Origin of the sequence: Citrobacter sp. Cu233, assembly GCF_030332225.1 — a bacterium.
GTDB lineage: Bacteria > Pseudomonadota > Gammaproteobacteria > Enterobacterales > Enterobacteriaceae > Citrobacter.
Genome location: NZ_JAOWIF010000042.1, coordinates 1 through 23,611, shown reverse-complemented (window position 1 = coordinate 23,611; position 23,611 = coordinate 1). Strand labels below are relative to the sequence as shown.

At 51.1% G+C, this 23,611-nt stretch carries 25 protein-coding genes and 1 tRNA gene; 15 read left to right on the top strand and 11 right to left on the bottom strand.

Annotated elements, in window-relative coordinates; translation table 11 throughout:
* Positions 1-50: 50 nt before the first annotated feature.
* Together yjeM and epmA are read right to left on the bottom strand one after the other, a co-directional pair.
* Entirely contained in the window at positions 51-1,553 is a 1,503-nt protein-coding gene (gene yjeM / locus OGX95_RS18665) for a glutamate/gamma-aminobutyrate family transporter YjeM (protein ID WP_286630535.1), read from the bottom strand.
* 216 nt (positions 1,554-1,769) lie between these two features.
* Positions 1,770-2,747 (bottom strand): elongation factor P--(R)-beta-lysine ligase, encoded by a 978-nt coding sequence (gene epmA / locus OGX95_RS18660; protein WP_137384013.1) that lies wholly within the window; start codon positions 2,745-2,747, stop codon positions 1,770-1,772.
* 324 nt (positions 2,748-3,071) lie between these two features.
* Here epmA and frdA point away from each other — a divergent pair, with 324 nt between their 5' ends.
* The 4 genes from frdA to frdD are packed head-to-tail and all read left to right on the top strand — an operon-like array spanning position 3,072 to position 6,365.
* On the top strand, positions 3,072-4,862 hold the full coding sequence (gene frdA / locus OGX95_RS18655) for a fumarate reductase (quinol) flavoprotein subunit (RefSeq protein WP_003830519.1): 1,791 nt from the start codon (positions 3,072-3,074) through the stop codon (positions 4,860-4,862).
* Positions 4,855-5,589 carry a fumarate reductase iron-sulfur protein gene (frdB, locus tag OGX95_RS18650; RefSeq protein ID WP_137384014.1) on the top strand — a complete coding sequence of 245 codons (735 nt, stop codon included), beginning with the start codon at positions 4,855-4,857 and terminating at the stop codon, positions 5,587-5,589. The genes frdA and frdB overlap by 8 nt, the downstream gene beginning before the upstream one ends.
* Positions 5,590-5,599: 10 nt before the next feature.
* On the top strand, positions 5,600-5,995 hold the full coding sequence (gene frdC / locus OGX95_RS18645; protein ID WP_048212908.1) for a fumarate reductase subunit FrdC: 396 nt from the start codon (positions 5,600-5,602) through the stop codon (positions 5,993-5,995).
* Between the two features lie 10 nt (positions 5,996-6,005).
* On the top strand, positions 6,006-6,365 hold the full coding sequence (frdD, locus tag OGX95_RS18640; protein ID WP_048212909.1) for a fumarate reductase subunit FrdD: 360 nt from the start codon (positions 6,006-6,008) through the stop codon (positions 6,363-6,365).
* A 41-nt stretch (positions 6,366-6,406) separates the two neighbouring features.
* On the opposite strand, the gene ampR is transcribed toward frdD, so the two are convergent.
* Positions 6,407-7,282: a LysR family transcriptional regulator AmpR gene (gene ampR, locus OGX95_RS18635; protein ID WP_286630821.1), complete on the bottom strand. Its 876-nt coding sequence runs from the start codon at positions 7,280-7,282 to the stop codon at positions 6,407-6,409.
* A 131-nt stretch (positions 7,283-7,413) separates the two neighbouring features.
* On the opposite strand from ampR, the gene blaCMY reads away from it, so the two are divergent.
* Both blaCMY and OGX95_RS18625 read left to right on the top strand, forming a co-directional pair.
* On the top strand, positions 7,414-8,559 hold the full coding sequence (gene blaCMY / locus OGX95_RS18630) for a CMY-2 family class C beta-lactamase (protein ID WP_286630534.1): 1,146 nt from the start codon (positions 7,414-7,416) through the stop codon (positions 8,557-8,559).
* Between the two features lie 93 nt (positions 8,560-8,652).
* Positions 8,653-9,186 (top strand): lipocalin family protein, encoded by a 534-nt coding sequence (locus OGX95_RS18625; protein ID WP_286630533.1) that lies wholly within the window; start codon positions 8,653-8,655, stop codon positions 9,184-9,186.
* Here OGX95_RS18625 and sugE read toward each other — a convergent pair.
* Positions 9,183-9,500: a quaternary ammonium compound efflux SMR transporter SugE gene (sugE, locus tag OGX95_RS18620; protein WP_000118520.1), complete on the bottom strand. Its 318-nt coding sequence runs from the start codon at positions 9,498-9,500 to the stop codon at positions 9,183-9,185. The genes OGX95_RS18625 and sugE overlap by 4 nt on opposite strands.
* A gap of 260 nt (positions 9,501-9,760) precedes the next feature.
* Here sugE and OGX95_RS18615 point away from each other — a divergent pair, with 260 nt between their 5' ends.
* Positions 9,761-10,360 carry a LuxR C-terminal-related transcriptional regulator gene (locus OGX95_RS18615; RefSeq protein WP_286630532.1) on the top strand — a complete coding sequence of 200 codons (600 nt, stop codon included), beginning with the start codon at positions 9,761-9,763 and terminating at the stop codon, positions 10,358-10,360.
* Positions 10,361-10,390: 30 nt separating this feature from the next.
* On the opposite strand, the gene ecnB is transcribed toward OGX95_RS18615, so the two are convergent.
* From ecnB to efp, 3 genes are all read right to left on the bottom strand, one after another.
* A complete protein-coding gene (ecnB, locus tag OGX95_RS18610; protein WP_003025482.1) occupies positions 10,391-10,537 on the bottom strand; it encodes a lipoprotein toxin entericidin B in 147 nt (48 codons plus the stop codon).
* 107 nt (positions 10,538-10,644) lie between these two features.
* Positions 10,645-10,779, bottom strand: coding sequence for a lipoprotein antitoxin entericidin A (gene ecnA / locus OGX95_RS18605; protein ID WP_040232999.1), 135 nt, complete (start codon positions 10,777-10,779; stop codon positions 10,645-10,647).
* Positions 10,780-10,878: 99 nt separating this feature from the next.
* Entirely contained in the window at positions 10,879-11,445 is a 567-nt protein-coding gene (gene efp, locus OGX95_RS18600) for an elongation factor P (RefSeq protein WP_005120972.1), read from the bottom strand.
* Positions 11,446-11,485: 40 nt separating this feature from the next.
* Between efp and epmB the strand changes: the two genes are divergently transcribed.
* Complete coding sequence (gene epmB, locus OGX95_RS18595) at positions 11,486-12,514, top strand: EF-P beta-lysylation protein EpmB (RefSeq protein WP_286630531.1); 1,029 nt, start codon at positions 11,486-11,488, stop codon at positions 12,512-12,514.
* A 118-nt stretch (positions 12,515-12,632) separates the two neighbouring features.
* Here the strand turns inward: epmB and OGX95_RS18590 are convergent, their stop codons facing one another.
* From OGX95_RS18590 to OGX95_RS18580, 3 genes are all read right to left on the bottom strand, one after another.
* Positions 12,633-12,986: a DUF4156 domain-containing protein gene (locus OGX95_RS18590; protein WP_005120974.1), complete on the bottom strand. Its 354-nt coding sequence runs from the start codon at positions 12,984-12,986 to the stop codon at positions 12,633-12,635.
* A 252-nt stretch (positions 12,987-13,238) separates the two neighbouring features.
* Entirely contained in the window at positions 13,239-14,882 is a 1,644-nt protein-coding gene (groL, locus tag OGX95_RS18585; protein WP_137384020.1) for a chaperonin GroEL, read from the bottom strand.
* Positions 14,883-14,925: 43 nt separating this feature from the next.
* Positions 14,926-15,219 (bottom strand): co-chaperone GroES, encoded by a 294-nt coding sequence (locus OGX95_RS18580; protein ID WP_005120976.1) that lies wholly within the window; start codon positions 15,217-15,219, stop codon positions 14,926-14,928.
* A 275-nt stretch (positions 15,220-15,494) separates the two neighbouring features.
* Between OGX95_RS18580 and yjeH the strand changes: the two genes are divergently transcribed.
* The gene (gene yjeH, locus OGX95_RS18575; protein ID WP_286630530.1) at positions 15,495-16,742 is read left to right on the top strand and encodes an L-methionine/branched-chain amino acid transporter; all 1,248 of its coding nucleotides are present in this window, start codon (positions 15,495-15,497) and stop codon (positions 16,740-16,742) included.
* Between the two features lie 46 nt (positions 16,743-16,788).
* Here the strand turns inward: yjeH and OGX95_RS18570 are convergent, their stop codons facing one another.
* Entirely contained in the window at positions 16,789-17,268 is a 480-nt protein-coding gene (locus tag OGX95_RS18570; RefSeq protein ID WP_005120978.1) for an FxsA family protein, read from the bottom strand.
* 337 nt (positions 17,269-17,605) lie between these two features.
* On the opposite strand from OGX95_RS18570, the gene aspA reads away from it, so the two are divergent.
* The 6 genes from aspA (at position 17,606) to OGX95_RS18540 (ending at position 23,611) form a co-directional block, all read left to right on the top strand.
* On the top strand, positions 17,606-19,042 hold the full coding sequence (aspA, locus tag OGX95_RS18565; protein ID WP_048212919.1) for an aspartate ammonia-lyase: 1,437 nt from the start codon (positions 17,606-17,608) through the stop codon (positions 19,040-19,042).
* A gap of 115 nt (positions 19,043-19,157) precedes the next feature.
* On the top strand, positions 19,158-20,459 hold the full coding sequence (gene dcuA, locus OGX95_RS18560; protein ID WP_137384022.1) for an anaerobic C4-dicarboxylate transporter DcuA: 1,302 nt from the start codon (positions 19,158-19,160) through the stop codon (positions 20,457-20,459).
* A 125-nt stretch (positions 20,460-20,584) separates the two neighbouring features.
* Complete coding sequence (gene cutA / locus OGX95_RS18555) at positions 20,585-20,932, top strand: divalent cation tolerance protein CutA (protein WP_286630529.1); 348 nt, start codon at positions 20,585-20,587, stop codon at positions 20,930-20,932.
* Positions 20,908-22,617, top strand: a complete 1,710-nt coding sequence (locus OGX95_RS18550; protein ID WP_286630528.1) for a protein-disulfide reductase DsbD — start codon at positions 20,908-20,910, stop codon at positions 22,615-22,617. The genes cutA and OGX95_RS18550 overlap by 25 nt, the downstream gene beginning before the upstream one ends.
* Positions 22,618-22,653: 36 nt before the next feature.
* Complete coding sequence (locus tag OGX95_RS18545; RefSeq protein WP_271440259.1) at positions 22,654-23,229, top strand: transcriptional regulator; 576 nt, start codon at positions 22,654-22,656, stop codon at positions 23,227-23,229.
* A gap of 306 nt (positions 23,230-23,535) precedes the next feature.
* Positions 23,536-23,611 (top strand) — tRNA-Phe (locus OGX95_RS18540).

Genomic DNA, 23,611 nt, shown 5'->3' with positions numbered 1-23,611 from the left:
TCCGGCCTACGAAGGACGATGTCTCTTGTAGGCCGGGTACGGCAAGAAGATTACTCCGTCGCCCACTGTGGCTGATTAGCCATACGGCGACTGTAGTTCTGATAAATCGCCATCGCCAGCAACGAGAAGAATATCGGACCACCAATCATCCACAGCGCGCTGTTCCAGTCTCCGGCCTCAATCACTGGCTGGATGATGGTGAATACGTTGGCGAACGTCACCACCAGCACCACTACGCCTGTAGCCAGTAGCGTTGCGGCCCGGGTTTTAAAAATCACAAATGGCCTTTCCAGACCCGCGCAGGATTTAAAGAATGGGAATGCCAGCGCCAGGAACAGATACGGCAACGTCATCGAGACATTCGCCATCAGCGTCAGTTTGTTATAAAACGCGGAAGCCGTATCACCGCCGAACGAAACCAACAGAATAAACAGACTCACCAGCAGGCACTGCATCCACATTGCTGTTGTTGGCATGCCCATCGCATTCAGTTTTGTCATCGGTGCCGGCCACAGCGCTTTTGGTGTTCCCTGAATAATCGCTTTCAGCGGCGAGTAGCTAAGGGTAAAAAAAGCACCGGTATAGGCAAGAAACATGGAAAGCCCGGTAATACGCGCGAACCATCCCCCCATTGTCATTGCCGTCTCTGGGGAAAGGTGCAGCGCATTACCCAATGTCATCCCAAGACTTTTCATCAGGATATAAGTAATATTACCAAGGTTAACGGAACCATTACTTAATACCTGCTGCCAGTTGGTGCTAACACCCCACAAAAATATGGCCAGCGAATACCCCACTGAAATGACGATAGCGGCAAAGACAATGCCTTTCGCAAAGTTCTTTTCTGGTTTCTCCGTTTTATCGACCAGTCCCCCCACGGCTTCAATTCCACCATAAGCAAAAATGGCAAATACCACGAATGACAACATGGCCAGGCCGGATTGATACCCTGGATTGGGTGAAGAAGTAAAATTAATATCCTGTGCAAAGTGGCCACCTGTTAATAACAAAATAGTGACACTCACTAACAACAGAACTAAATTAAGACACATTACAGCAATTCCGCCTACAGCCGTAATACGTGCAATCTTATTAATACCACGAGAAGCAACACAGGTGACCAGAATCATCCAGCCCACAGCGAGCAGCCCGACAACCTGAGTTGGCTCAAGCCCGGCGATACGCCAGTGCTGCGTCATGTCAGCGCCAAACAGAAAGGTGGAAAAAGGCACCCACACTTTTGCCGCTGTACTGACCATCCAAATCACATAGGAAGAGAACCACATAAATGTGCCGATAAAAGCATAGCGTGGGCCAACGCTATTATTCATCCACGAATATATTCCACCTTCTTCTTTCCGATAAGCGGATCCCATTTCAGCCATCATCAAAGCAAATGGAATAAAGAATAATAATGCAGAAAATATATACCAGGGAATCGCACTATATCCCATTAAATAAAATGCAGAAGGACTATTGGCAAATCCGAAAACTGACGTAAATATCATTAGGATGAGACCTGGCAGGCTCATCTTCTTTATTGTTTGGGTCATTCAACCATCCCTTACTCTGGCAAGCGTTTAGCAAACGCCGCTCACCGATTGGCACCGCCCTCTTTGCAGAGTTCAGCAATTAAAAATCAACACAGAATTGATACCTAAACGATACCAGATATCCAGAGGTAAATTGTGGCCATTAGAGGGAAAGTGAAAAAATGTGCTACAAAGTGGCGGTTTTACCGCCACTTTGCATTGTGAAGGGATAACACGCTATGCACGATCGACGGTAAAGGCAATAACGTCAGCCAGGCTATCAGCGCCCAGCGCCAGCATCACCAGACGATCAACACCCAGCGCCACGCCTGAGCAATCCGGCATCCCAACCTTCAACGCTTCAAGCAAGTTGTTGTCAATTGGCTGTTGCGGCAGGCCACGCGCGGCACGTTTACGATTATCCTGCTCGAACCGTTGCTGCTGTTCACGCGCATCGGTCAACTCATGGAAACCATTCGCCAGCTCAATACCTTTGTAATAAACCTCAAATCGCTCTGCGACCCGATGATCTTCGGTACTGATTTGTGCCAGTGATGCCTGGCTGGCCGGGAAATGGTACACAAACGTCGGTTTGTCTTTGCCAATATGCGGCTCAACACCCATTGTAAACAGCAGTTGCAGCAAGGTATCCCGGTCTTCTTCAGTATCCGCGATATTGCTGAGATCCAGCTTCGCCGCCACTTCTCGCAGTTGGGTTTTATCCGCAGACAGCGGATCAATTTCCAGATGACGCTGGAAAGCTTGCTGGTAAGAAAGGCTTTCGGCAGGTGAACAGTCCAGCACTTGCTGCAGCAAATCATCCACTTCGTTCATCAGACGATACATGTCGTAGTGTGGGCGATACCACTCAAGCATGGTGAACTCAGGATTATGATGGCGCCCCATCTCTTCATTGCGGAAGCTGCGACATAGCTGATACACCGGGCCACATCCCGCGACCAGCAGACGCTTCATATGGTATTCCGGGCTGGTCATTAAATAGAGGTTCATCCCCTGGGAATGACCAGGGCCAACGAAACGCGTTTCGAACGGGAACAGATGAATGTCCGTTACCGTCGCCTGACTCATGCAAGGTGTCTCAACCTCAAGCACTCCACGATCGGCAAAAAAGCGGCGAATCTCCGCTATAATTGCTGCACGTTTTAACAGATTGGGGATGGACGCGCTCGGCTGCCAGGTTGCCGTTTCGCTCATGGTTGTTTCTCCGATTTCAGACAAGGGCACGAAGTCTACTCGTATCGCGCTAGCGAGACAAATTTCACGCGGGAATAATAAACACTGGCTGGCGGGTAAAAAAAGCAACATTAGGTGGTTTAGTAATTAAATTAATCAAATTCAATGATAATTCAGCCCTCTGATACGCTAAAAAAATCGAACACGTCAAATTTCCCTCACATCCCTAAGACTATACTATTGTACCTATAAAGGAGCAGTGGAAACGCGTTCATAACCTGTTTGAATCCGATTAAGCATCTGAATTCGGGCGGGGATGAAATAACAACAATCTGGAGGAATGTCGTGCAAACCTTTCAAGCCGATCTTGCCATTATAGGCGCCGGTGGCGCGGGATTACGTGCTGCAATTGCTGCCGCACAAGCAAATCCCAACGCTAAAATCGCACTGATCTCAAAAGTGTACCCAATGCGCAGCCATACCGTTGCTGCCGAAGGCGGCTCTGCTGCTGTCGCGCAGGATCATGACAGCTTTGACTACCATTTTCACGATACGGTAGCAGGCGGAGACTGGCTGTGTGAGCAGGATGTCGTGGATTACTTTGTCCACCACTGCCCAACTGAAATGACGCAACTGGAACAATGGGGTTGCCCATGGAGCCGTCGTGAAGACGGTAGCGTCAACGTACGTCGCTTCGGCGGCATGAAAATCGAGCGTACCTGGTTTGCCGCGGATAAAACCGGCTTCCACATGCTGCATACGCTGTTCCAAACGTCTTTGCAGTTCCCGCAGATTCAGCGCTTTGATGAACACTTCGTTCTGGATATCCTGGTTGACGACGGTCATGCTCGCGGCCTGGTCGCCATGAACATGATGGAAGGCACCCTGGTACAAATCCGTGCTAACGCAGTCGTGATGGCAACGGGCGGCGCTGGTCGTGTTTACCGTTACAACACCAACGGCGGTATCGTAACCGGCGATGGCATGGGCATGGCGCTGAGCCACGGCGTTCCGCTGCGTGATATGGAATTCGTTCAGTATCACCCAACCGGTCTGCCTGGTTCCGGTATCCTGATGACTGAAGGCTGCCGTGGTGAAGGCGGTATTCTGGTCAACAAAAATGGCTACCGCTATCTGCAGGATTATGGCATGGGTCCAGAAACTCCGCTGGGTGAGCCGAAAAACAAATACATGGAACTCGGTCCGCGTGACAAAGTTTCTCAGGCTTTCTGGCACGAATGGCGTAAAGGCAACACTATCTCCACCCCACGTGGCGATGTCGTTCACCTCGACCTGCGTCACCTCGGCGAGAAAAAACTGCTCGAACGTTTACCGTTCATCTGCGAACTGGCGAAAGCCTACGTGGGTGTCGATCCGGTTAAAGAACCGATCCCGGTACGCCCGACCGCACACTACACCATGGGCGGTATCGAAACCGATCAGCACTGCGAAACCCGTATTAAAGGTCTGTTCGCGGTTGGTGAATGTTCCTCTGTTGGTCTGCACGGTGCTAACCGTCTGGGTTCCAACTCTCTGGCGGAACTGGTGGTCTTTGGCCGTATGGCGGGTGAGCAGGCTGCAGAACGTGCTGCAACGGCTGGCGCTGCAAACAGTGCCGCGCTCGATGCACAGGTTGCTGGCGTTGAAAAACGTCTGAAAGATCTGGTTAACCAGGAAGGTAACGAAAACTGGTCTAAGATTCGCGACGAAATGGGTCTGTCTATGGAAGAAGGTTGCGGTATCTACCGTACACCGGAACTGATGCAGAAAACCGTTGATAAGCTGGCTGAGCTGCAGGAGCGATTCAAGCGCGTACGTATCACTGATACCTCCAGCGTCTTTAACACCGACCTGCTGTACACCATTGAACTGGGTCACGGCCTGAACGTTGCCGAATGTATGGCACACTCCGCGCTGGCACGTAAAGAATCCCGCGGCGCGCACCAGCGTCTGGATGAAGGCTGCACCGAGCGTGACGACGTTAACTTCCTCAAACATACCCTCGCCTTCCGCGATGCTGACGGCACGACTCGCCTGGAATACAGCGACGTGAAAATCACCACTCTGCCACCAGCTAAACGTGTATACGGTGGCGAAGCGGAAGCAGCCGATAAGAAGGAGAAGGCGAATGGCTGAGATGAAAAACCTGAAAGTTGAGGTGGTGCGCTATAACCCGGAAACCGATACCGCGCCGCACAGTGCTTTCTATGAAGTTCCTTATGATGAAACCACGTCTCTGCTGGATGCGTTGGGCTACATCAAAGATAACCTGGCCCCGGACCTGAGCTATCGCTGGTCCTGCCGTATGGCAATCTGCGGCTCTTGCGGCATGATGGTCAACAACGTGCCGAAACTGGCGTGCAAAACCTTCCTGCGTGATTACACCAGCGGTATGAAGGTTGAAGCGCTGGGCAACTTCCCGATTGAGCGCGATCTGGTCGTCGATATGACGCACTTTATCGAAAGTCTGGAAGCGATCAAGCCGTACATCATTGGCAACCCACGTACTCCGGATCAGGGTCCAAACACCCAGACTCCGGCGCAAATGGCGAAATATCATCAGTTCTCCGGTTGCATCAACTGTGGTCTGTGTTACGCCGCGTGCCCGCAGTTCGGCCTGAACCCTGAGTTCATTGGACCGGCTGCAATTACGCTGGCGCATCGCTATAACGAAGATAGCCGCGACCACGGTAAGAAAGAGCGTATGGCCCAGTTGAACAGCCCGAACGGCGTTTGGACCTGTACTTTCGTGGGCTACTGCTCCGAAGTCTGCCCGAAACACGTCGATCCGGCTGCGGCCATTCAGCAGGGTAAAGTTGAAAGTTCAAAAGACTTTCTTATCGCTACCCTGAAACCACGCTAAGGAGTGCATGATGACGACTAAACGCAAACCCTATGTGCGGCCGATGACGTCCACCTGGTGGAAAAAGCTGCCATTTTATCGCTTTTACATGCTGCGCGAAGGCACGGCAGTTCCGGCAGTCTGGTTCAGTATTGAACTGATTTTCGGCCTGTTTGCTCTGAAGCATGGTGCTGAGTCCTGGATGGGCTTTGTCGGCTTTTTGCAAAACCCGGTGGTGGTGATCCTCAACCTGGTTGTTCTGGCTGCAGCACTGCTGCATACCAAAACCTGGTTTGAACTGGCGCCGAAAGCCGCCAACATCATCGTAAAAGACGAAAAAATGGGGCCAGAGCCGATCATCAAAGGTCTCTGGGTAGTTACTGCGGTTGTGACCGTAGTCATACTGTATGTAGCCCTGTACTGGTAAGGAGTCCGGGATGATTAATCCAAATCCAAAACGCTCTGACGAACCTGTATTCTGGGGTCTGTTTGGTGCAGGTGGTATGTGGGGCGCAATCATTGCGCCGGTAGTGGTTCTGCTGGTTGGTATTATGCTGCCGCTGGGTCTGTTCCCGGGCGATGCGCTGAGCTATGAGCGCATTATGGCATTTGCCCAGAGCTTCATCGGACGCGCATTTCTGTTCCTGATGATCGTTCTGCCGCTGTGGTGTGGCTTACACCGTATGCACCACGCGATGCATGACCTGAAAATCCACGTGCCTGCTGGCAAATGGGTATTCTACGGTCTGGCTGCTATCCTGACCGTTGTAACAGCGATTGGCATTCTGACTATCTAATCGCAGTTGTTACCTATTGGGCCCGCCACTGGCGGGCCTTTTTATTTGTGCACAACGCCGATCAACCAGCGGGAAAACTCACGCATTGCAGGCGTCTCCGGGCGAGATTGCAAACGCGTAATCCAGTAACTTCCCAAATCAATTTGCGTTAAAAACGGTTGCACGATACGCTCACTGTTCAGCAAATGCGTGAACATTCTGACGGGAGCAATAGCCACCCCCAGCCCTGATTGCGCCGCTTCAAGCATCGTGACGGACGAGTCAAACACGACCACATTGTGCGTTGGTGAAGGGGGAGCCTCTCCGGCCGCCTGCATCCACAGCGCCCATTCATCACGACGATACGATCGTAATAGCGGAAATTTCAGGATATCTGCAGGAGCCTGAATCTGAGAGGCCAGGTCTGGTGAACAAAGCGGAGACATCAGCGCGCTACATAAATATTGCGCATCGGTATCGTGCCAGGCTCCACCACCATAGCGAATGGTATAATCCAGCCCCTCTGCAGCAGGATCAACACGGTTATTATGCGTGGAAAGCTGTAAATCGATATGCGGAAAACCCCGTTTAAAATCACGTAGTAGTGGGAAAAGGCAACCCACCGCAAAAGTGCCCACCACACCAATTTTCAGTTTTTCCTGAGCCTGGTTACTGGCAAAACGGTCTAACATCGCCGCCATACGATCGAAGGAATCATTAAGTACAGGTAACAGACTTTCACCTTCTGTCGTGAGCATCAGGCCCCGTGAAACGCGAATAAAGAGCTGACAATTCAGCTGTTGCTCCAACGCTTTCACATGCTGGCTGATGGCAGAATGCGTGACATTCAGCTCAATTGCTGCGCGGGTAAAGCTGAGATGCCTTGCGGCCGCTTCAAAAGCCCGCAGAGAATTAAGTGGGATATAGCTACGCGTCATCATCTTGCCTGTTAGAAAAACTTATATCTGCTGCTAAATTTAACCGTTTGTCAACACAGTGCAAATCAAACAAACTGGTCGCGTCTGATGGGCCCGGACACCCTTTCGCTTTTTATTACGGAAATGATTTCATGATGAAAAAATCGTTATGCTGCGCGCTGCTGCTGGCCGCCTCTTTCTCAACGTTTGCCGCCTCAAAGACAGAACAACACATTGCCGATATCGTTAACCGCACTATCACACCGCTAATGAAAGAACAGGCCATTCCGGGTATGGCCGTGGCCGTTATCTACCAGGGAAAACCGTATTATTTTACCTGGGGTAAAGCTGATATCGCCAATAATCGCCCGGTCACACAGAATACGCTGTTCGAGCTCGGTTCAGTCAGTAAGACCTTCAATGGCGTGCTGGGCGGCGATGCGATCGCCCGCGGCGAAATCAAACTCAGCGATCCGGTCACCCAGTACTGGCCGGAACTCACAGGCAAACAGTGGCAGGACATTCGTCTGCTGCACTTAGCCACATACACGGCAGGTGGCCTGCCGCTTCAGATCCCCGACGAGGTGACGGATAAAGCCGCATTGCTGCGCTTTTATCAAAACTGGCAGCCGCAATGGGCTCCAGGCGCTAAACGTCTCTATGCTAACTCCAGTATTGGTTTGTTTGGCGCACTGGCGGTGACACCCTCTGGAATGAGTTACGAAGAGGCGATGACCCGACGCGTCCTGCAGCCATTAAAACTCACACACACCTGGATTACCGTTCCGCAGAACGAGCAACAGGATTATGCCTGGGGCTATCGCGATGGCAAGCCCGTACATGTTTCGCCGGGCCAGCTTGATGCAGAAGCGTATGGTGTGAAATCCAGCATTATGGATATGACACGCTGGGTTCAGGCCAATATGGACGCCAGCCACGTGCAGGAGAAAACCCTACAGCAGGGCATCGGGCTCGCACAGTCACGTTACTGGCGCATTGGTGAGATGTACCAGGGCTTAGGCTGGGAAATGCTGAACTGGCCGGTAAACGCGGACACTGTTATCAACGGCAGCGACAGTAAAATCGCTCTGGCGGCGCTTCCGGCCGTTGAGGTAAACCCACCAGCCCCCGCAGTAAAAGCTTCCTGGGTACATAAAACAGGTTCGACTGGCGGATTTGGTAGTTATGTCGCTTTTATTCCGGAGAAAAATCTTGGCATCGTGATGCTGGCAAATAAAAGCTACCCGAATCCTGCTCGCGTCGACGCGGCCTGGCGCATCCTTGAAAAACTGCAGTAACCGACGTTGAGGTCCGATCCGTCGGGCCTCCTTTCTTCCACTTATTTTCCTGCTGTCATCTACACTTAACAAAAATACAGCAAGGAATATCCCATGCGCATTCTGCCTGTCGTTGCTGCAGTCACGGCTGCATTTCTGGTAGTGGCTTGCAGTTCACCTACGCCGCCCAAAGGCGTTACTGTTGTAAACAACTTTGATGCTAAACGTTATCTTGGCACCTGGTATGAGATCGCGCGGTTCGACCACCGCTTTGAACGTGGGTTGGATAAAGTTACTGCAACATATAGCTTGCGCGATGACGGTGGGATCAATGTCATCAACAAAGGTTACAACCCGGACCGAGGCATGTGGCAAAAAACGCAAGGCAAAGCCTATTTCACCGGCGACCCTGGACGGGCTGCTCTTAAGGTCTCGTTCTTCGGTCCCTTCTATGGTGGGTATAACGTGATTGCTCTCGACCGGGAGTATCGCCATGCGCTGGTCTGTGGCCCGGATCGCGACTATCTGTGGATCCTCTCTCGCACCCCAACGATTTCAGATGAGATGAAACAGCAGATGCTGGCAGTCGCGACCCGGGAAGGGTTTGAAGTGAACAAGTTGATTTGGGTAAAACAGCCAGGCGCTTAGTGGGTGCTGAGCTTCAGGCCAATAATGCCAGCAACAATCAACCCCAGGCTGAGCAGACGCGCCGGGCTGGCTGATTCACCCAGTAGCAGAATGCCGGTAATGGCTGCCCCTACCGCACCAATCCCGGTCCAGACGGCATAAGCCGTACCAACCGGCAGCGTTCTCATCGCCCAGGAAAGCATAGCGATACTGACGATCATCGCCGCAATGGTGATAATACTTGGCGTTAAACGGGTAAAACCGTGGGTATATTTCAGACCAATTGCCCAGACAACTTCAAGCAGGCCAGCGATAAGTAAAACAATCCAGGACATAACAGGCTCCAGAACACTATGGGGCCGTCCCCGGGTGAAAGATGCAGTTTGCAGGTCGTCCCGCAAAGCAGATGTATGAAATGGCATTTTTGCCCGGGAGAAAATGAATTTCAACCTTTTTATTCATTGCTTACTTAAAGCAAGAATTAAGCCCAATTAGAGGCGTAGTTCCCGCATTTGTCTCACATTGGACTTCTCTATGATGAAGAGCTTTCTGAACTCAGGAAGCCGTTTGATCCTCTTCTGAATGCGAAAGGTTTATGCTTAAAATTTTAGTGATTGACCGGTGCCACTTCACCCGCACAGGGATAGAGGCCTTGCTTAATCATTCTGGTATGTTCAACTCTTCATTTCTGGTGTCAGGGATTAATAATCTGATGTTGGCTAAAGAGCATATTTTGCAGTGGAAGCCACATCTGGTAATCGCAGATTTATGTAGTTTTCTCAGCGATATTCACTCCAGCCCCCCTATCGCACCATTTTTTATGAGCTGTGGCGCCATCCCTCTGATTTTACTACAATCAGGCGGCCGATCGCATAACCCAATCGGTCCCCCTCACTCTGCCGTTCACTCGACATTGTCCAAACATATCACGCTGCATGATCTTTCGCGCACGATCCAGGATGCGCTACAGATCCGCCCCGTATTAGATACACCTAAAAATGCCACACCGCTGCTTACGCCACAGGAAGAGAAGGTACTGTCGTTGTGGATGGATGGCGTTGATAACAATGCAATAGCCGCCGCGCTCTGCATTCATGGTAAAACGGTGTACACCTATAAGCGAAATATCCGTATGAAGCTACACCTTGGGAACCGCTTTTCACCGTTTCTCTCTCTACCTGAGAAGATGAATTAACGGTACGACTGTGCGTCGTACCGTTAATAGTTATTGCTGAGCCTTTGTCGCTGCACCAGAAATGGCACTACCGCCCTCAGAAATATCCTGACCTACGCCTCGCGTCGTATTACACGCCGTTAATACGGAAGAAAGTACCAACACAGAAAAGATCGCAGCAATTGTCTTCTTAACCATAACGTCTTCCTTTTCCAGCCAATATTGTTTGTGTATAGCTACTTAATAATAGACAAGATCCGGGAGGGTGACGGATAAACGAGCGTTTTTAAGACAATATGAGGGGACTAACTGGCAGCGTGAGAAATTGAATTACCAAGATGTTTGATATCTTCACCGAAGCCGCGTGCCGTATTACAGCCCGCCAGGAGGGTGCTGGTGAAAAGGATAAGCATTACAAGACCGAGAAGACGTTTCATCATTCCTGCCCTGGAAAAGTATGGCGCAGCAATCTGCACCAACATCTTAAAAATACGCAAAATCATTCAGGCCGCCTGATGCAGCCTGAAAGATGAAGAATATTACTTCACGCGGGATACGTATTCGCCAGAGCGGGTATCCACTTTGATGACTTCGCCGATCTGTACGAACAGCGGAACTTTAACCACTGCACCGGTGGACAGAGTCGCTGGTTTACCACCAGTACCTGCAGTGTCACCTTTCAGACCTGGGTCAGTTTCAATGATTTCCAGCTCAACGAAGTTCGGCGGGGTCACGGAGATAGGCTGACCATTCCACAGGGTCACGATGCACTCAGCCTGATCCAGCAGCCATTTAGCACTATCACCTACCGCTTTCGCGTCAGCAGCAAGCTGTTCGAAAGTGGAGTTGTTCATGAAATGGTAGAACTCACCGTCGTTGTACAGGTAAGTCAGGTTCATATCTACAACGTCTGCGCCTTCTGCGGAGTCGGTAGATTTGAAGGTTTTCTCTACACGAGTACCGGTCAGCAGGCGGCGCAGCTTAACGCGTGCAAATGCCTGGCCTTTACCCGGTTTAACGAATTCACTGGCTTCAACCGCATAAGGTTCGCCATCCATCATGATTTTAAGACCGGCACGAAAATCGTTGCTATAGTAAGTCGCCATAAGGCCCTCTGAAATTGTTAACTGGTAGCTAAGCCACAAAATGGCGCATATTGTAACCCTAAACACCCCATCCAGAGAAGATTGGTTAGTACAACTTGCCGATGTTCTCACCGATCCGGATGAACTATTACGTCTTTTGAATATAGACGCTGATGAAAATTTGCTCGCTGGTCGTGAGGCAAAACGTCTTTTTGCCCTTCGCGTGCCGCGATCGTTTATCGCACGCATGGAGAAAGGCAACCCCAACGATCCGCTACTGCGTCAGGTGCTAACCTCGCAGGATGAATTCGTTGCCGCCCCCGGGTTTTCTACCGATCCACTGGAAGAGCAGCACAGCGTCGTTCCTGGATTGCTGCATAAATATCGCAACCGGGCGTTGCTGCTGGTCAAAGGCGGATGTGCGGTAAACTGCCGCTATTGCTTCCGTCGCCACTTCCCGTATGCCGAGAACCAGGGGAATAAACGTAACTGGCAGGTTGCATTAGATTACATCGCCGCGCACCCTGAACTGGATGAGATTATTTTCTCCGGTGGCGATCCCCTCATGGCTAAGGATCACGAGCTTGACTGGTTACTCACGCAACTGGAGGCCATTTCACACATTAAGCGTCTGCGAATTCACAGCCGCTTGCCAATTGTGATCCCGGCTCGCATTACCGAAGGGTTAGTCGATCGTTTTGCGCGGTCTTCTCTGCAAATTCTGCTGGTGAATCACATTAACCACGCGAACGAAATTGATGAGACATTCCGTCAGGCGATGGCAAGCTTGCGTAAAGCGGGCGTCACATTGCTTAACCAAAGCGTCCTGCTGCGTGGCGTGAACGACAACGCGCAAACGCTGGCAAACCTGAGCAATGCACTGTTTGATGCAGGCGTGATGCCCTATTACCTGCATGTTTTGGATAAAGTGCAGGGAGCCGCTCACTTTATGGTGAGTGACGATGAAGCGCGGAAAATCATGCGAGAGCTGCTGACGCTTGTTTCAGGCTATATGGTCCCAAAACTGGCGCGCGAAATTGGCGGTGAGCCAAGTAAAACGCCGTTGGATTTGCAATTACGACAGCAGTAACCTCTGTGAGTGCCCTGTTCAGGGACACTCCATGCTGTGCTTATCAGGCCTACGTTTACTGATACCTGTAGGCCGGATAAGACATGTCAGCCTCGCCAGCCGGCATCAACAGCGTCTATCAGTTAGGGCACTTATAAACCTGACCATTCATCTCGCTGGCGGTCGGGACAAAACTGGAGAGCATTCCCTGAGATGGGCTACTGACGCCATAAATCACGTTACCGCCCATTGCTGCGGCCTGGTTACGCAGATCGTTCGCCGCGCCACGCATAGAACCACCTTCTTCGCCATGCTGGCCAGAAAGCCAGTTGCTCTGTTTACCGGTCGCAGTGCCGATCAGTTGACACTCAGCGCCAGGCTTATCTTCAACAAAGCGAACGCTTTGTCCGGCTGAACTCAATTCGTTGCTGGAGCTACAACCCGCCATCAGTAGCGCGGCACCAACGATCCCTGCTAAATATTTCACGTGCATGTTATTCCCCATAATCAATGAGCTGGACCTTATGTCCGTAGCTGAATCATATACTAAAAAGATGACCAAAAGAAAAACCCCCGGACATTTCTGCCCGGGGGTTTCTCAATTCTGGGAAATGAGCACCCAAATCATTCTGGTTGCAGGAAGGCGGCCAGTTTGTTAATCCCCAGGAGCTTACTCAAGTAAGTGACTGGGGTTAGCAAACGCAGCCAACGCATCTGCAGCCTGAAGGATGCAGGGTGTGGGCAATTACATCATGCCGCCCATTCCACCCATGCCACCCATACCAGCAGCCCCTAAGTCAGGCGCATCGCCTTTCGGCAGGTCGGTAACCATGCACTCGGTGGTGATCATCAGGCCCGCAACAGAAGCCGCGTACTGCAGAGCAGAACGGGTTACTTTGGTCGGATCCAGGATACCCATATCGATCATGTTGCCGTATTCTTCAGTTGCAGCGTTGTAACCGTAGTTACCGTCGCCCGCTTTCACGGTGTTAGCAACAACAGACGGCTCTTCGCCGCAGTTCAGAACGATTTGACGCAGCGGAGATTCCATTGCGCGCAGCGCAACTTTGATACCCACGTTCTGGTCTTCGTTCTGACCTTTCAGGCCAGCAATTTTGGATGCTACGCGGATCAGCGCTACACCACCACCAGCAACCACGCCTTCTTCTACTGCAGCACGGGTCGCGTGCAGAGCATCTTCAACGCGAGCTTTCTTCTCTTTCATTTCAACTTCGGTTGCAGCACCGACTTTGATCACAGCAACACCGCCAGCCAGTTTCGCTACGCGCTCCTGCAGTTTTTCACGGTCGTAATCAGAAGTTGCTTCTTCGATCTGCTGACGAATCTGAGTCACACGACCCTGGATTGCCGCTTCTTCACCCACGCCATCGATGATGGTGGTGGTGTCTTTGTTGATAACAACACGTTTTGCCTGACCCAGATCTTCCAGGGTCGCTTTTTCCAGCTCCATACCGATCTCTTCAGAGATGACGGTACCGCCAGTCAGGGTTGCGATATCCTGCAGCATTGCTTTGCGACGATCGCCGAAGCCAGGTGCTTTAACTGCAGCCACTTTAACGATGCCACGCATGGTGTTAACAACCAGGGTCGCCAGCGCTTCGCCTTCAACATCTTCAGCGATGATCAGCAGCGGTTTGCCTGCTTTAGCAACGGCTTCCAGAACCGGCAGCATTTCGCGAATGTTGGAGATTTTCTTGTCAGCCAGCAGGATGAACGGCGTTTCCAGTTCTACTGCGCCCGTTTCCGGCTTGTTGATGAAGTAAGGAGACAGGTAACCGCGGTCAAACTGCATACCTTCAACCACGTCCAGTTCGTCCTGCAGACCGGTACCGTCTTCAACGGTGATCACGCCTTCTTTACCGACTTTGTCCATCGCTTCAGCGATCAGTTTACCTACGGTTTCGTCGGAGTTAGCGGAGATGGTACCAACCTGAGCAATCGCTTTAGAGTCGGAGCACGGTACGGACAGTGCTTTCAGTTCTTCAACTGCAGCAGCGACAGCTTTGTCGATACCACGTTTCAGATCCATCGGGTTCATACCCGCTGCAACAGCTTTCAGGCCTTCAGTAATGATAGACTGAGCCAGGACGGTTGCGGTGGTGGTACCGTCGCCTGCAGCGTCGTTCGCTTTAGAGGCAACTTCTTTCACCATCTGCGCGCCCATGTTTTCGAACTTGTCTTCCAGCTCGATTTCACGTGCAACAGAAACACCATCTTTAGTGATGGTCGGTGCGCCGAAAGATTTATCCAGAACTACGTTACGGCCTTTTGGACCGAGGGTAACTTTCACTGCATCTGCCAGTACATTCACGCCGCGCAGCATTTTCACACGAGCGTCGTTACCGAATTTTACGTCTTTAGCTGCCATTTTCTCTTTCCCTTAAATTCGTATGTTCAGTGTCGTTCGCGGATTAGGCTTCAACAATTGCCAGGATGTCGCTTTCAGACATGATCAACACTTCTTCATTGTCGATCTTCTCAGATTTAACACCGTAGCCATCGTTGAAAATGACGATATCGCCGACTTTCACGTCCAGCGGCTGTACAGAACCGTTGTCCAGGATGCGACCCTTACCGACAGCGATGATTTCGCCACGAGTTGATTTACCTGCTGCGGAACCGGTCAATACGATGCCACCAGCAGATTTGGATTCAACTTCTTTACGTTTGACGATCACACGATCATGTAACGGACGAATACTCATTGATAGCTCTCCTTTGAGAAAGTCTTTATCAGTTATGGGTGACGCCGGCCCGTAAACGGTATCCCGGCTAGTGACCAGAGAGATGGGGATGGGCTTTTGTGCCTTCAAGGGGGCAAGCGAAAAAAAATTTTTATCAGCAGAAAATCCCGTCAAAACACCGACACGCCTCACATTTCATAACGATTTCAGCCGCGTCGTCATAAGCAAATCCTATTGTGATACCATCGAAAATCTGCGCTGTAGCCCGGTACATGGGCATAACCGGATAACAACTTATGAGCGGACTAAAACAAGAGCTGGGACTGGCTCAGGGCGTTGGCCTGTTGTCGACATCATTGTTAGGTACAGGCGTTTTCGCCGTCCCCGCGCTGGCCGCGCTGGTTGCTGGCAACAACAGCCTGTGGGCATGGCCGGTACTGATCGTTTTAGTCTTTCCGGTGGCGATTGTCTTTGCCGTACTCGGTCGCCATTTTCCCAGTGCAGGCGGCGTGGCGCATTTTGTCGGCATGGCCTTTGGCTCAAGACTTGAGCGCGTTACCGGATGGCTTTTTTTATCGGTAATTCCAGTGGGGTTACCTGCGGCATTGCACATCGCCGCAGGATTTGGCCAGGCAATGTTTGGCTGGCATGGTTGGCAGCTTCTGTTGGCAGAGCTCGGCACGCTGGTATTGGTCTGGTACATCGGTTCGCGGGGTGCCAGCTCCAGCGCTAACCTGCAAACGGTGATTGCCGGACTGATCGTAGCGCTGGTTGTCGCCATCTGGTGGGCTGGCGAGTTGAAACCGAGTGAGATCCCCTTTCCTGCCATCGACAAGATTGAGTTTCCCGGGCTTTTTGCCGCGCTGTCGGTGATGTTCTGGTGCTTTGTTGGCCTTGAAGCGTTCGCACACCTGGCCTCTGAATTCAAAAATCCGGAACGGGATTTCCCGCGCGCCCTGATGATTGGCCTGCTACTGGCCGGTTCCGTGTACTGGGCATGTACCGTCGTTGTACTACATTTTGATGCCTACGGTGAGCAGATGGCGGCGGCGGCATCGCTGCCTGAAATCGTCGTCCAACTGTTTGGCGTTCAGGCCCTGTGGGTTGCCTGCATCATTGGTTATCTGGCCTGCTTTGCCAGCCTGAACATTTATATCCAAAGTTTCGCCCGTCTGGTGTGGTCGCAAGCACAATATAAACCTGAAGGCTATCTGGCTCGCCTGTCCCCTCGCCATCTCCCGAGCAATGCGCTAAACGCAGTATTGGGTTGTTGCGTCGTCAGTACCTTGTGCATTTATATGCTGCAAATCAATCTCGACGCGTTAATCGTCTACGCTAACGGCATCTTTATTATGATTTATCTGCTATGCATGCTGGCAGGGTGTCGATTGCTAAAAGGGCACTATCGCGTGCTGGCGATAGTGGGGGGGCTGCTGTGCCTACTGCTGCTGGCGATGGTCGGCTGGAAGAGTCTGTATGCGTTGATTATGCTGGCGGGGTTATGGCTGTTTTTACCGAACCGGAAAATGGCGGAGGCCAGATAATCAGTAAAAAAGCCCGGTGTCACGAACGCTTACCGGGCCTACCGGGTCAGTCACGGCGATCGTCATCTTTATGATCAAGGCGGTTACGATCGTCATCCTTGCGCTGAAATTCACCGTCAAAGGTATCACCACCGCCAGTTCCGGCACTAAATCCACCACCGGGCATACGCGAAAAACGCAAATGTGGCAGTAACTTCATGGTCAAATGTTTCTGCACCGGTGGTAATAAAAGAAGAAGACCGAGGAAATCGGTGAAGAATCCAGGCAACACCAACAGCAAGCCGGCGATAATCAACGACACGCTCTTGATCATTTCTGCAGCCGGACTTTCACCTGCTGCCATTTTCTGTTGCATCAGTAAAAAGTTCTTAAACCCTTGGTTACGAACCAGAGACATACCGATAACCGAGGTAAAAATAACCAAAATCAGGGTCATCAGGACACCCAGCACATGGGCAACCTGGATAAAAATAGATATCTCTATGTAAACATAGAGAAAAATGGCAAGTAATGGTATCCAGCGCAAAGGGCTCTCCTGTTGAAAACAGTCGTTTTCACCAACAACTGTTCGAAAATTGTGTGACTTGCATCACTCTAATATTGTGGTGATTAGCAAAATTTCAAGCTGCTTGTACACTAATATTTGGTGTTAATCCTAAAGGGGTGATCTATTTCACAGAATAATAAATAAGGGGTAAATTCCACGCTTTAAGTGATCCAGATTACGGTAGAAATCCTGAACCAGCATATGATCTCGGGTATCAGACCGATGCAGGGGATAATCGTCGGTCGAGAAACAATCGAAATCACATATATCCTGTGTGTTTAGTCAAATCATTGGCAGCTTGAAAAAGAAGGTTCACATGTTAAACAACATTCGTATCGAAGAAGACTTGTTGGGTACCAGGGAAGTTCCAGCGGACGCTTACTATGGTGTTCACACTCTGAGAGCGATTGAAAACTTCTACATTAGCAACAACAAAATCAGTGACATTCCTGAATTTGTTCGCGGCATGGTAATGGTTAAAAAGGCAGCGGCACTGGCCAACAAAGAGCTGCAAACTATTCCTAAGAGTGTGGCAAATGCCATCATCGCGGCGTGTGATGAAGTCCTGAATAACGGAAAATGCATGGATCAGTTCCCGGTAGATGTTTACCAGGGCGGTGCGGGTACCTCCGTCAACATGAACACCAACGAAGTGCTGGCCAATATCGGTCTGGAACTGATGGGTCACCAGAAAGGTGAATATCAGTACCTGAACCCGAACGACCACGTCAACAAATGTCAGTCTACCAACGACGCTTACCCGACCGGTTTCCGTATCGCTGTTTACGCATCCATCATCAAACTGATTGATGCCCTGAACCAGCTGCGTGAAGGCTTCGAGCAAAAAGCTGTTGAGTTCCAGGACATCCTGAAAATGGGTCGTACCCAGTTGCAGGATGCTGTACCGATGACCCTCGGTCAGGAATTCCGTGCTTTCAGCGTACTGTTGAAAGAAGAAGTGAAAAACATTGGACGTACCGCTGAGCTGCTGCTGGAAGTTAACCTCGGCGCAACTGCAATCGGTACGGGTCTGAACACACCGAAAGAGTACTCTCCGCTGGCAGTGCAAAAACTGGCTGAAGTGACCGGTTTCGCCTGCGTTCCGGCAGAAGACCTGATTGAAGCAACCTCCGACTGCGGCGCATACGTTATGGTGCACGGTGCACTGAAACGTCTGGCTGTGAAAATGTCCAAAATCTGTAACGACCTGCGTTTGCTCTCCTCTGGCCCACGTGCCGGCCTGAATGAGATCAACCTGCCGGAACTGCAGGCGGGCTCTTCCATCATGCCAGCAAAAGTGAACCCGGTTGTTCCAGAAGTTGTAAACCAGGTTTGCTTTAAAGTCATCGGTAACGACGTTACTGTTACCATGGCATCTGAAGCAGGTCAGCTGCAGCTGAACGTAATGGAACCGGTTATCGGCCAGGCAATGTTCGAATCTATCCACATTCTGAGCAACGCTTGCTACAACCTGCTGGAAAAATGCGTTAGCGGCATCACTGCTAACAAAGAAGTGTGTGAAGCATTCGTTTATAATTCCATCGGTATCGTCACCTACCTCAACCCGTTCATCGGTCACCACAACGGTGACATCGTCGGTAAAATTTGTGCCGAAACCGGTAAGAGCGTGCGTGAAGTTGTCCTGGAACGTGGTCTGTTGACCGAAGCAGAACTGGACGATATCTTCTCTGCACAGAACCTGATGCACCCGGCTTATAAAGCAAAACGTTATACTGATGAAAGCGAACAGTAATCGTGTAGGGTAGTACCAGAGGAGGCACGTCATGATGACGTGCCTTTTTTCTTGCACCAAGTTACTTAAAAACAACAATTTAATATCAACTTGTTAAACAACAAGGAAGGCTAATATGATAGTTTTAGAACTTATCATCGTTTTGCTGGCAATCTTTTTAGGTGCCAGACTTGGGGGTATCGGTATTGGATTTGCAGGTGGGCTGGGTGTTCTGGTTCTCGCCGCTATTGGCGTAAAACCGGGTAATATTCCGTTCGATGTTATTTCCATTATCATGGCGGTTATCGCTGCTATCTCTGCCATGCAGATTGCAGGTGGCCTGGACTATCTGGTCCATCAAACTGAAAAACTGCTGCGCAAGAACCCGAAATACATCACGATCCTTGCGCCGATCGTGACCTATTTCCTGACTATCTTCGCGGGTACCGGCAACATCTCTCTGGCAACGCTGCCAGTTATCGCTGAAGTAGCGAAGGAGCAAGGGATCAAACCTTGCCGTCCGCTCTCTACTGCCGTGGTTTCTGCACAGATTGCGATTACCGCATCACCTATCTCTGCGGCCGTGGTTTACATGTCTTCCGTAATGGAAGGTCATGGTATCAGCTACATTCACCTGCTGTCAGTGGTCATTCCGTCCACCCTGCTGGCTGTACTGGTCATGTCCTTCCTGGTCACCATGCTGTTCAACTCCAAACTGTCTGACGATCCGATTTATCGTAAGCGTCTGGAAGAAGGTTTGGTTGAGCTGCGCGGTGAAAGACAAGTTGAAATCAAAGCCGGTGCGAAAACCTCCGTATGGTTGTTCCTGCTGGGTGTGGTTTGTGTCGTCGTTTACGCCATCGTCAACAGCCCAAGCCTTGGTCTGGTTGCTAAGCCGCTGATGAACACCACCAACGCCATTCTGATCATCATGCTGAGCATCGCAACGCTGACAACAATCGTCTGCCGCGTTGAAACTGACTCCATCCTGAACTCCAGCACCTTCAAAGCAGGTATGAGCGCCTGTATTTGTATCCTGGGTGTTGCATGGCTGGGTGATACCTTCGTATCTCACAACATTGACTGGATCAAAGATACTGCAGGTAGCGTAATTCAGGGTCATCCGTGGCTGCTGGCCGTCATCTTCTTCTTTGCTTCTGCACTGCTGTATTCTCAGGCTGCAACGGCTAAAGCACTGATGCCGATGGCTCTGGCACTGAACGTTTCTCCACTGACCGCTGTAGCGTCTTTCGCTGCAGTTTCTGGTCTGTTCATTCTGCCTACCTACCCAACTCTGGTTGCGGCGGTTCAGATGGATGACACCGGTACTACCCGTATCGGTAAATTCGTCTTTAACCATCCGTTCTTCATCCCGGGTACTCTGGGTGTGGTTCTGGCTGTCTGCTTCGGCTTCTTGCTGGGTAGCTTCATGCTGTAAGTTTTACCTGCGGGGTGCTTATGCATCCCGCAGTTCCTCCCCGCCGCGCTTTAACTAACATCCTTCCCTCGTCCGTTGTATAGTTACCGTTCTCTTGCTGGTTACTCTGTTATTTCGAGGTGTTTATGCTTGATGTAAAGAGTCAGGATATTGCCATCCCCGATACCGTTGTGGTGCTTTGCACCGCCCCGGATGAAGCAACAGCCCAGGATCTGGCAGCCAAAGTACTGGCAGAAAAACTGGCCGCCTGCGTGACTCTACTGCCCGGTGCAACGTCTCTCTATTATTGGGAAGGTAAGCTGGAGCAGGAATATGAAGTCCAGATGATTTTAAAAACCTCCGCCACGCACCAGCAAGCGCTTCTCGATTGCCTGAAGTCACATCACCCGTACCAAACACCTGAACTTCTGGTTTTACCCGTCACCCACGGAGATTGTAATTACCGCTCATGGCTCAACGCATCCTTACGCTGATCCTGCTGCTATGCAGCACATCCACTTTTGCCGGATTATTTGATTCGCCTGGCCGCTCGCAGTTTGTCCCTGCCGACCGGGCATTTATTTTTGATTTTCAGCAAAACCAACATGACCTGAACCTCTCATGGCAGGTAAAAGACGGCTACTACCTGTACCGCAAACAGATACGCATTACGCCATCACAGGCCGATATTGCCGAGGTAAAGCTACCGCCCGGCGTCTGGCATGAAGATGAGTTTTACGGCAAAAGTGAAATTTACCGTAAGCGGTTGAACGTTCCGGTAACGATTAATCAGGCCGCATCTGGTGCAACGCTGACCGTCACTTACCAGGGCTGTGCCGATGCCGGATTTTGCTATCCGCCAGAAACCAAAACCGTTCCACTCAGTGAAGTCAAGGCTCGTACAGATGCGACATCCACACCAACGCCTGTTACAGTCGCCCCGGAAGAACAATCACAGCCAGCCGCCCAACTCCCCTTTTCCGCACTATGGGCATTGCTGATCGGGATTGGCATTGCCTTTACCCCTTGTGTACTGCCGATGTATCCACTGATTTCCGGGATCGTACTCGGTGGTAAACAACGCTTATCAACCGGGCGAGCGCTACTGCTGACCTTTATCTACGTACAGGGAATGGCGCTCACCTACACTGCCCTGGGCCTGGTCGTTGCGGCTGCCGGGCTACAGTTCCAGGCCGCATTACAGCACCCCTATGTACTGATTGGGCTTGCCATTGTCTTTACGCTGCTGGCCTTGTCGATGTTCGGCTTGTTCACATTACAACTCCCTTCCTCACTACAAACACGTCTGACATTGATGAGTAATCGCCAGCAAGGCGGTTCTCCGGGCAGCGTATTTACAATGGGGGCAATTGCTGGACTGATCTGTTCCCCTTGCACCACGGCACCACTGAGCGCGATTTTGCTGTATATCGCTCAGAGCGGGAATATGTGGCTGGGAGGCGGTACGCTGTATCTGTACGCACTAGGGATGGGATTACCCCTGATGCTGATTACCGTATTTGGTAACCGCCTGCTGCCCAAAAGTGGTCCATGGATGGAACACGTCAAGACCGCTTTTGGTTTCGTCATCCTTGCGCTTCCCGTCTTTTTACTTGAGCGGATTATCGGTGATGAGTGGGGCGTTCGCCTGTGGTCACTGCTTGGCATGGCATTCTTTGCCTGGGCGTTCATCACCAGTCTGCAGGCAAAACAAAGCTGGATGCGTATCGTGCAGATTGTCCTGTTAGCTGCGGCGCTGGTAAGCGTACGACCATTACAGGATTGGGCATTCGGTGCGTCGCATGCCCAATCCCAGACGCACCTGAACTTCATCCCAGTGACATCGGTGGACGAGTTAAATCAGGCGCTGGAGCGAGCCAGAGGCAAGCCTGTCATGTTGGATTTGTATGCTGACTGGTGTGTTGCCTGTAAAGAGTTCGAGAAGTACACCTTCAGTAACCCACAGGTGCAACAAGCGCTGGGCGATACGGTGCTGCTGCAGGCGGATGTCACCGCAAACAATGCACAAGATGTCGCACTTCTTAAACATTTACAGGTATTAGGGCTGCCAACCATTCTGTTCTTTGATGCCCAGGGTAAAGAGCATCCACAAGCACGGGTAACGGGCTTTATGGATGCAGCAACCTTTAGTGCGCATTTGCGCGATCGCCAACCGTGAGCGACACTTGCAAAAGGAAATACGGAGGAGAATACCGTGCAACGTGAAGATGTCCTGGGAGAAGCCCTGAAATTACTTGAGGTTCAAGGGATAGCCAATACCACACTGGAAATGGTGGCTGAGCATGTCGATTATCCACTTGATGAACTGCAGCGCTTCTGGCCTGATAAAGAGGCCATTCTGTACGATGCCTTGCGTTACCTCAGCCAACGGGTGGATATCTGGCGGCGTCAGCTTTTGCTGGATGACACGCTCAGCGCTGAGCAGAAACTACTGGCACGCTATAACGCACTGTCCGAATGTGTGAGTAATAATCGCTATCCCGGTTGCCTGTTCATCGCTGCCTGCACGTTTTATCCCGATCCTGGACATCCTGTCCATCAGTTAGCTGATCAGCAGAAAAAGGCCGCACATGACTTCACACATGAGCTGCTGACGACACTGGAAGTCGATGACCCGGCAATGGTCGCCAAACAGATGGAACTGGTGCTGGAGGGCTGCCTGAGCCGCATGCTGGTCAATCGTAGCCACGCTGACGTTGAAACAGCACACCGCCTGGCAGAAGATATCCTGCGTTTCGCCCAATGCCGTCAGGGGGGCGCACTCACCTAAACGAGCATTACTTTCCGGCGCACGGCTAAAACCGCACCATCTTCACGGTGGTGCGAAATACCCTGTTATTCACCTTGTCTTACCATACACCCACGCAGTTGGAATCAGCAGAAACCACCGTACTTAGCACGCAATATCCCGCAACCTCATGTCACCATGGTTGTGCCTCTTTCCACCTGGATTATCAGGAAATTTGTGCAAACTTCAGGCAAAAACGCACAGATTGTCGCAATATTAAGCGGTTGAGCAGCTTTTCTGGAAATTTGATTGACTGACATGCGTGAATACGGTTTAATGCGCCCCGTTGCCCGGATAGCTCAGTCGGTAGAGCAGGGGATTGAAAATCCCCGTGTCCTTGGTTCGATTCCGAGTCCGGGCACCA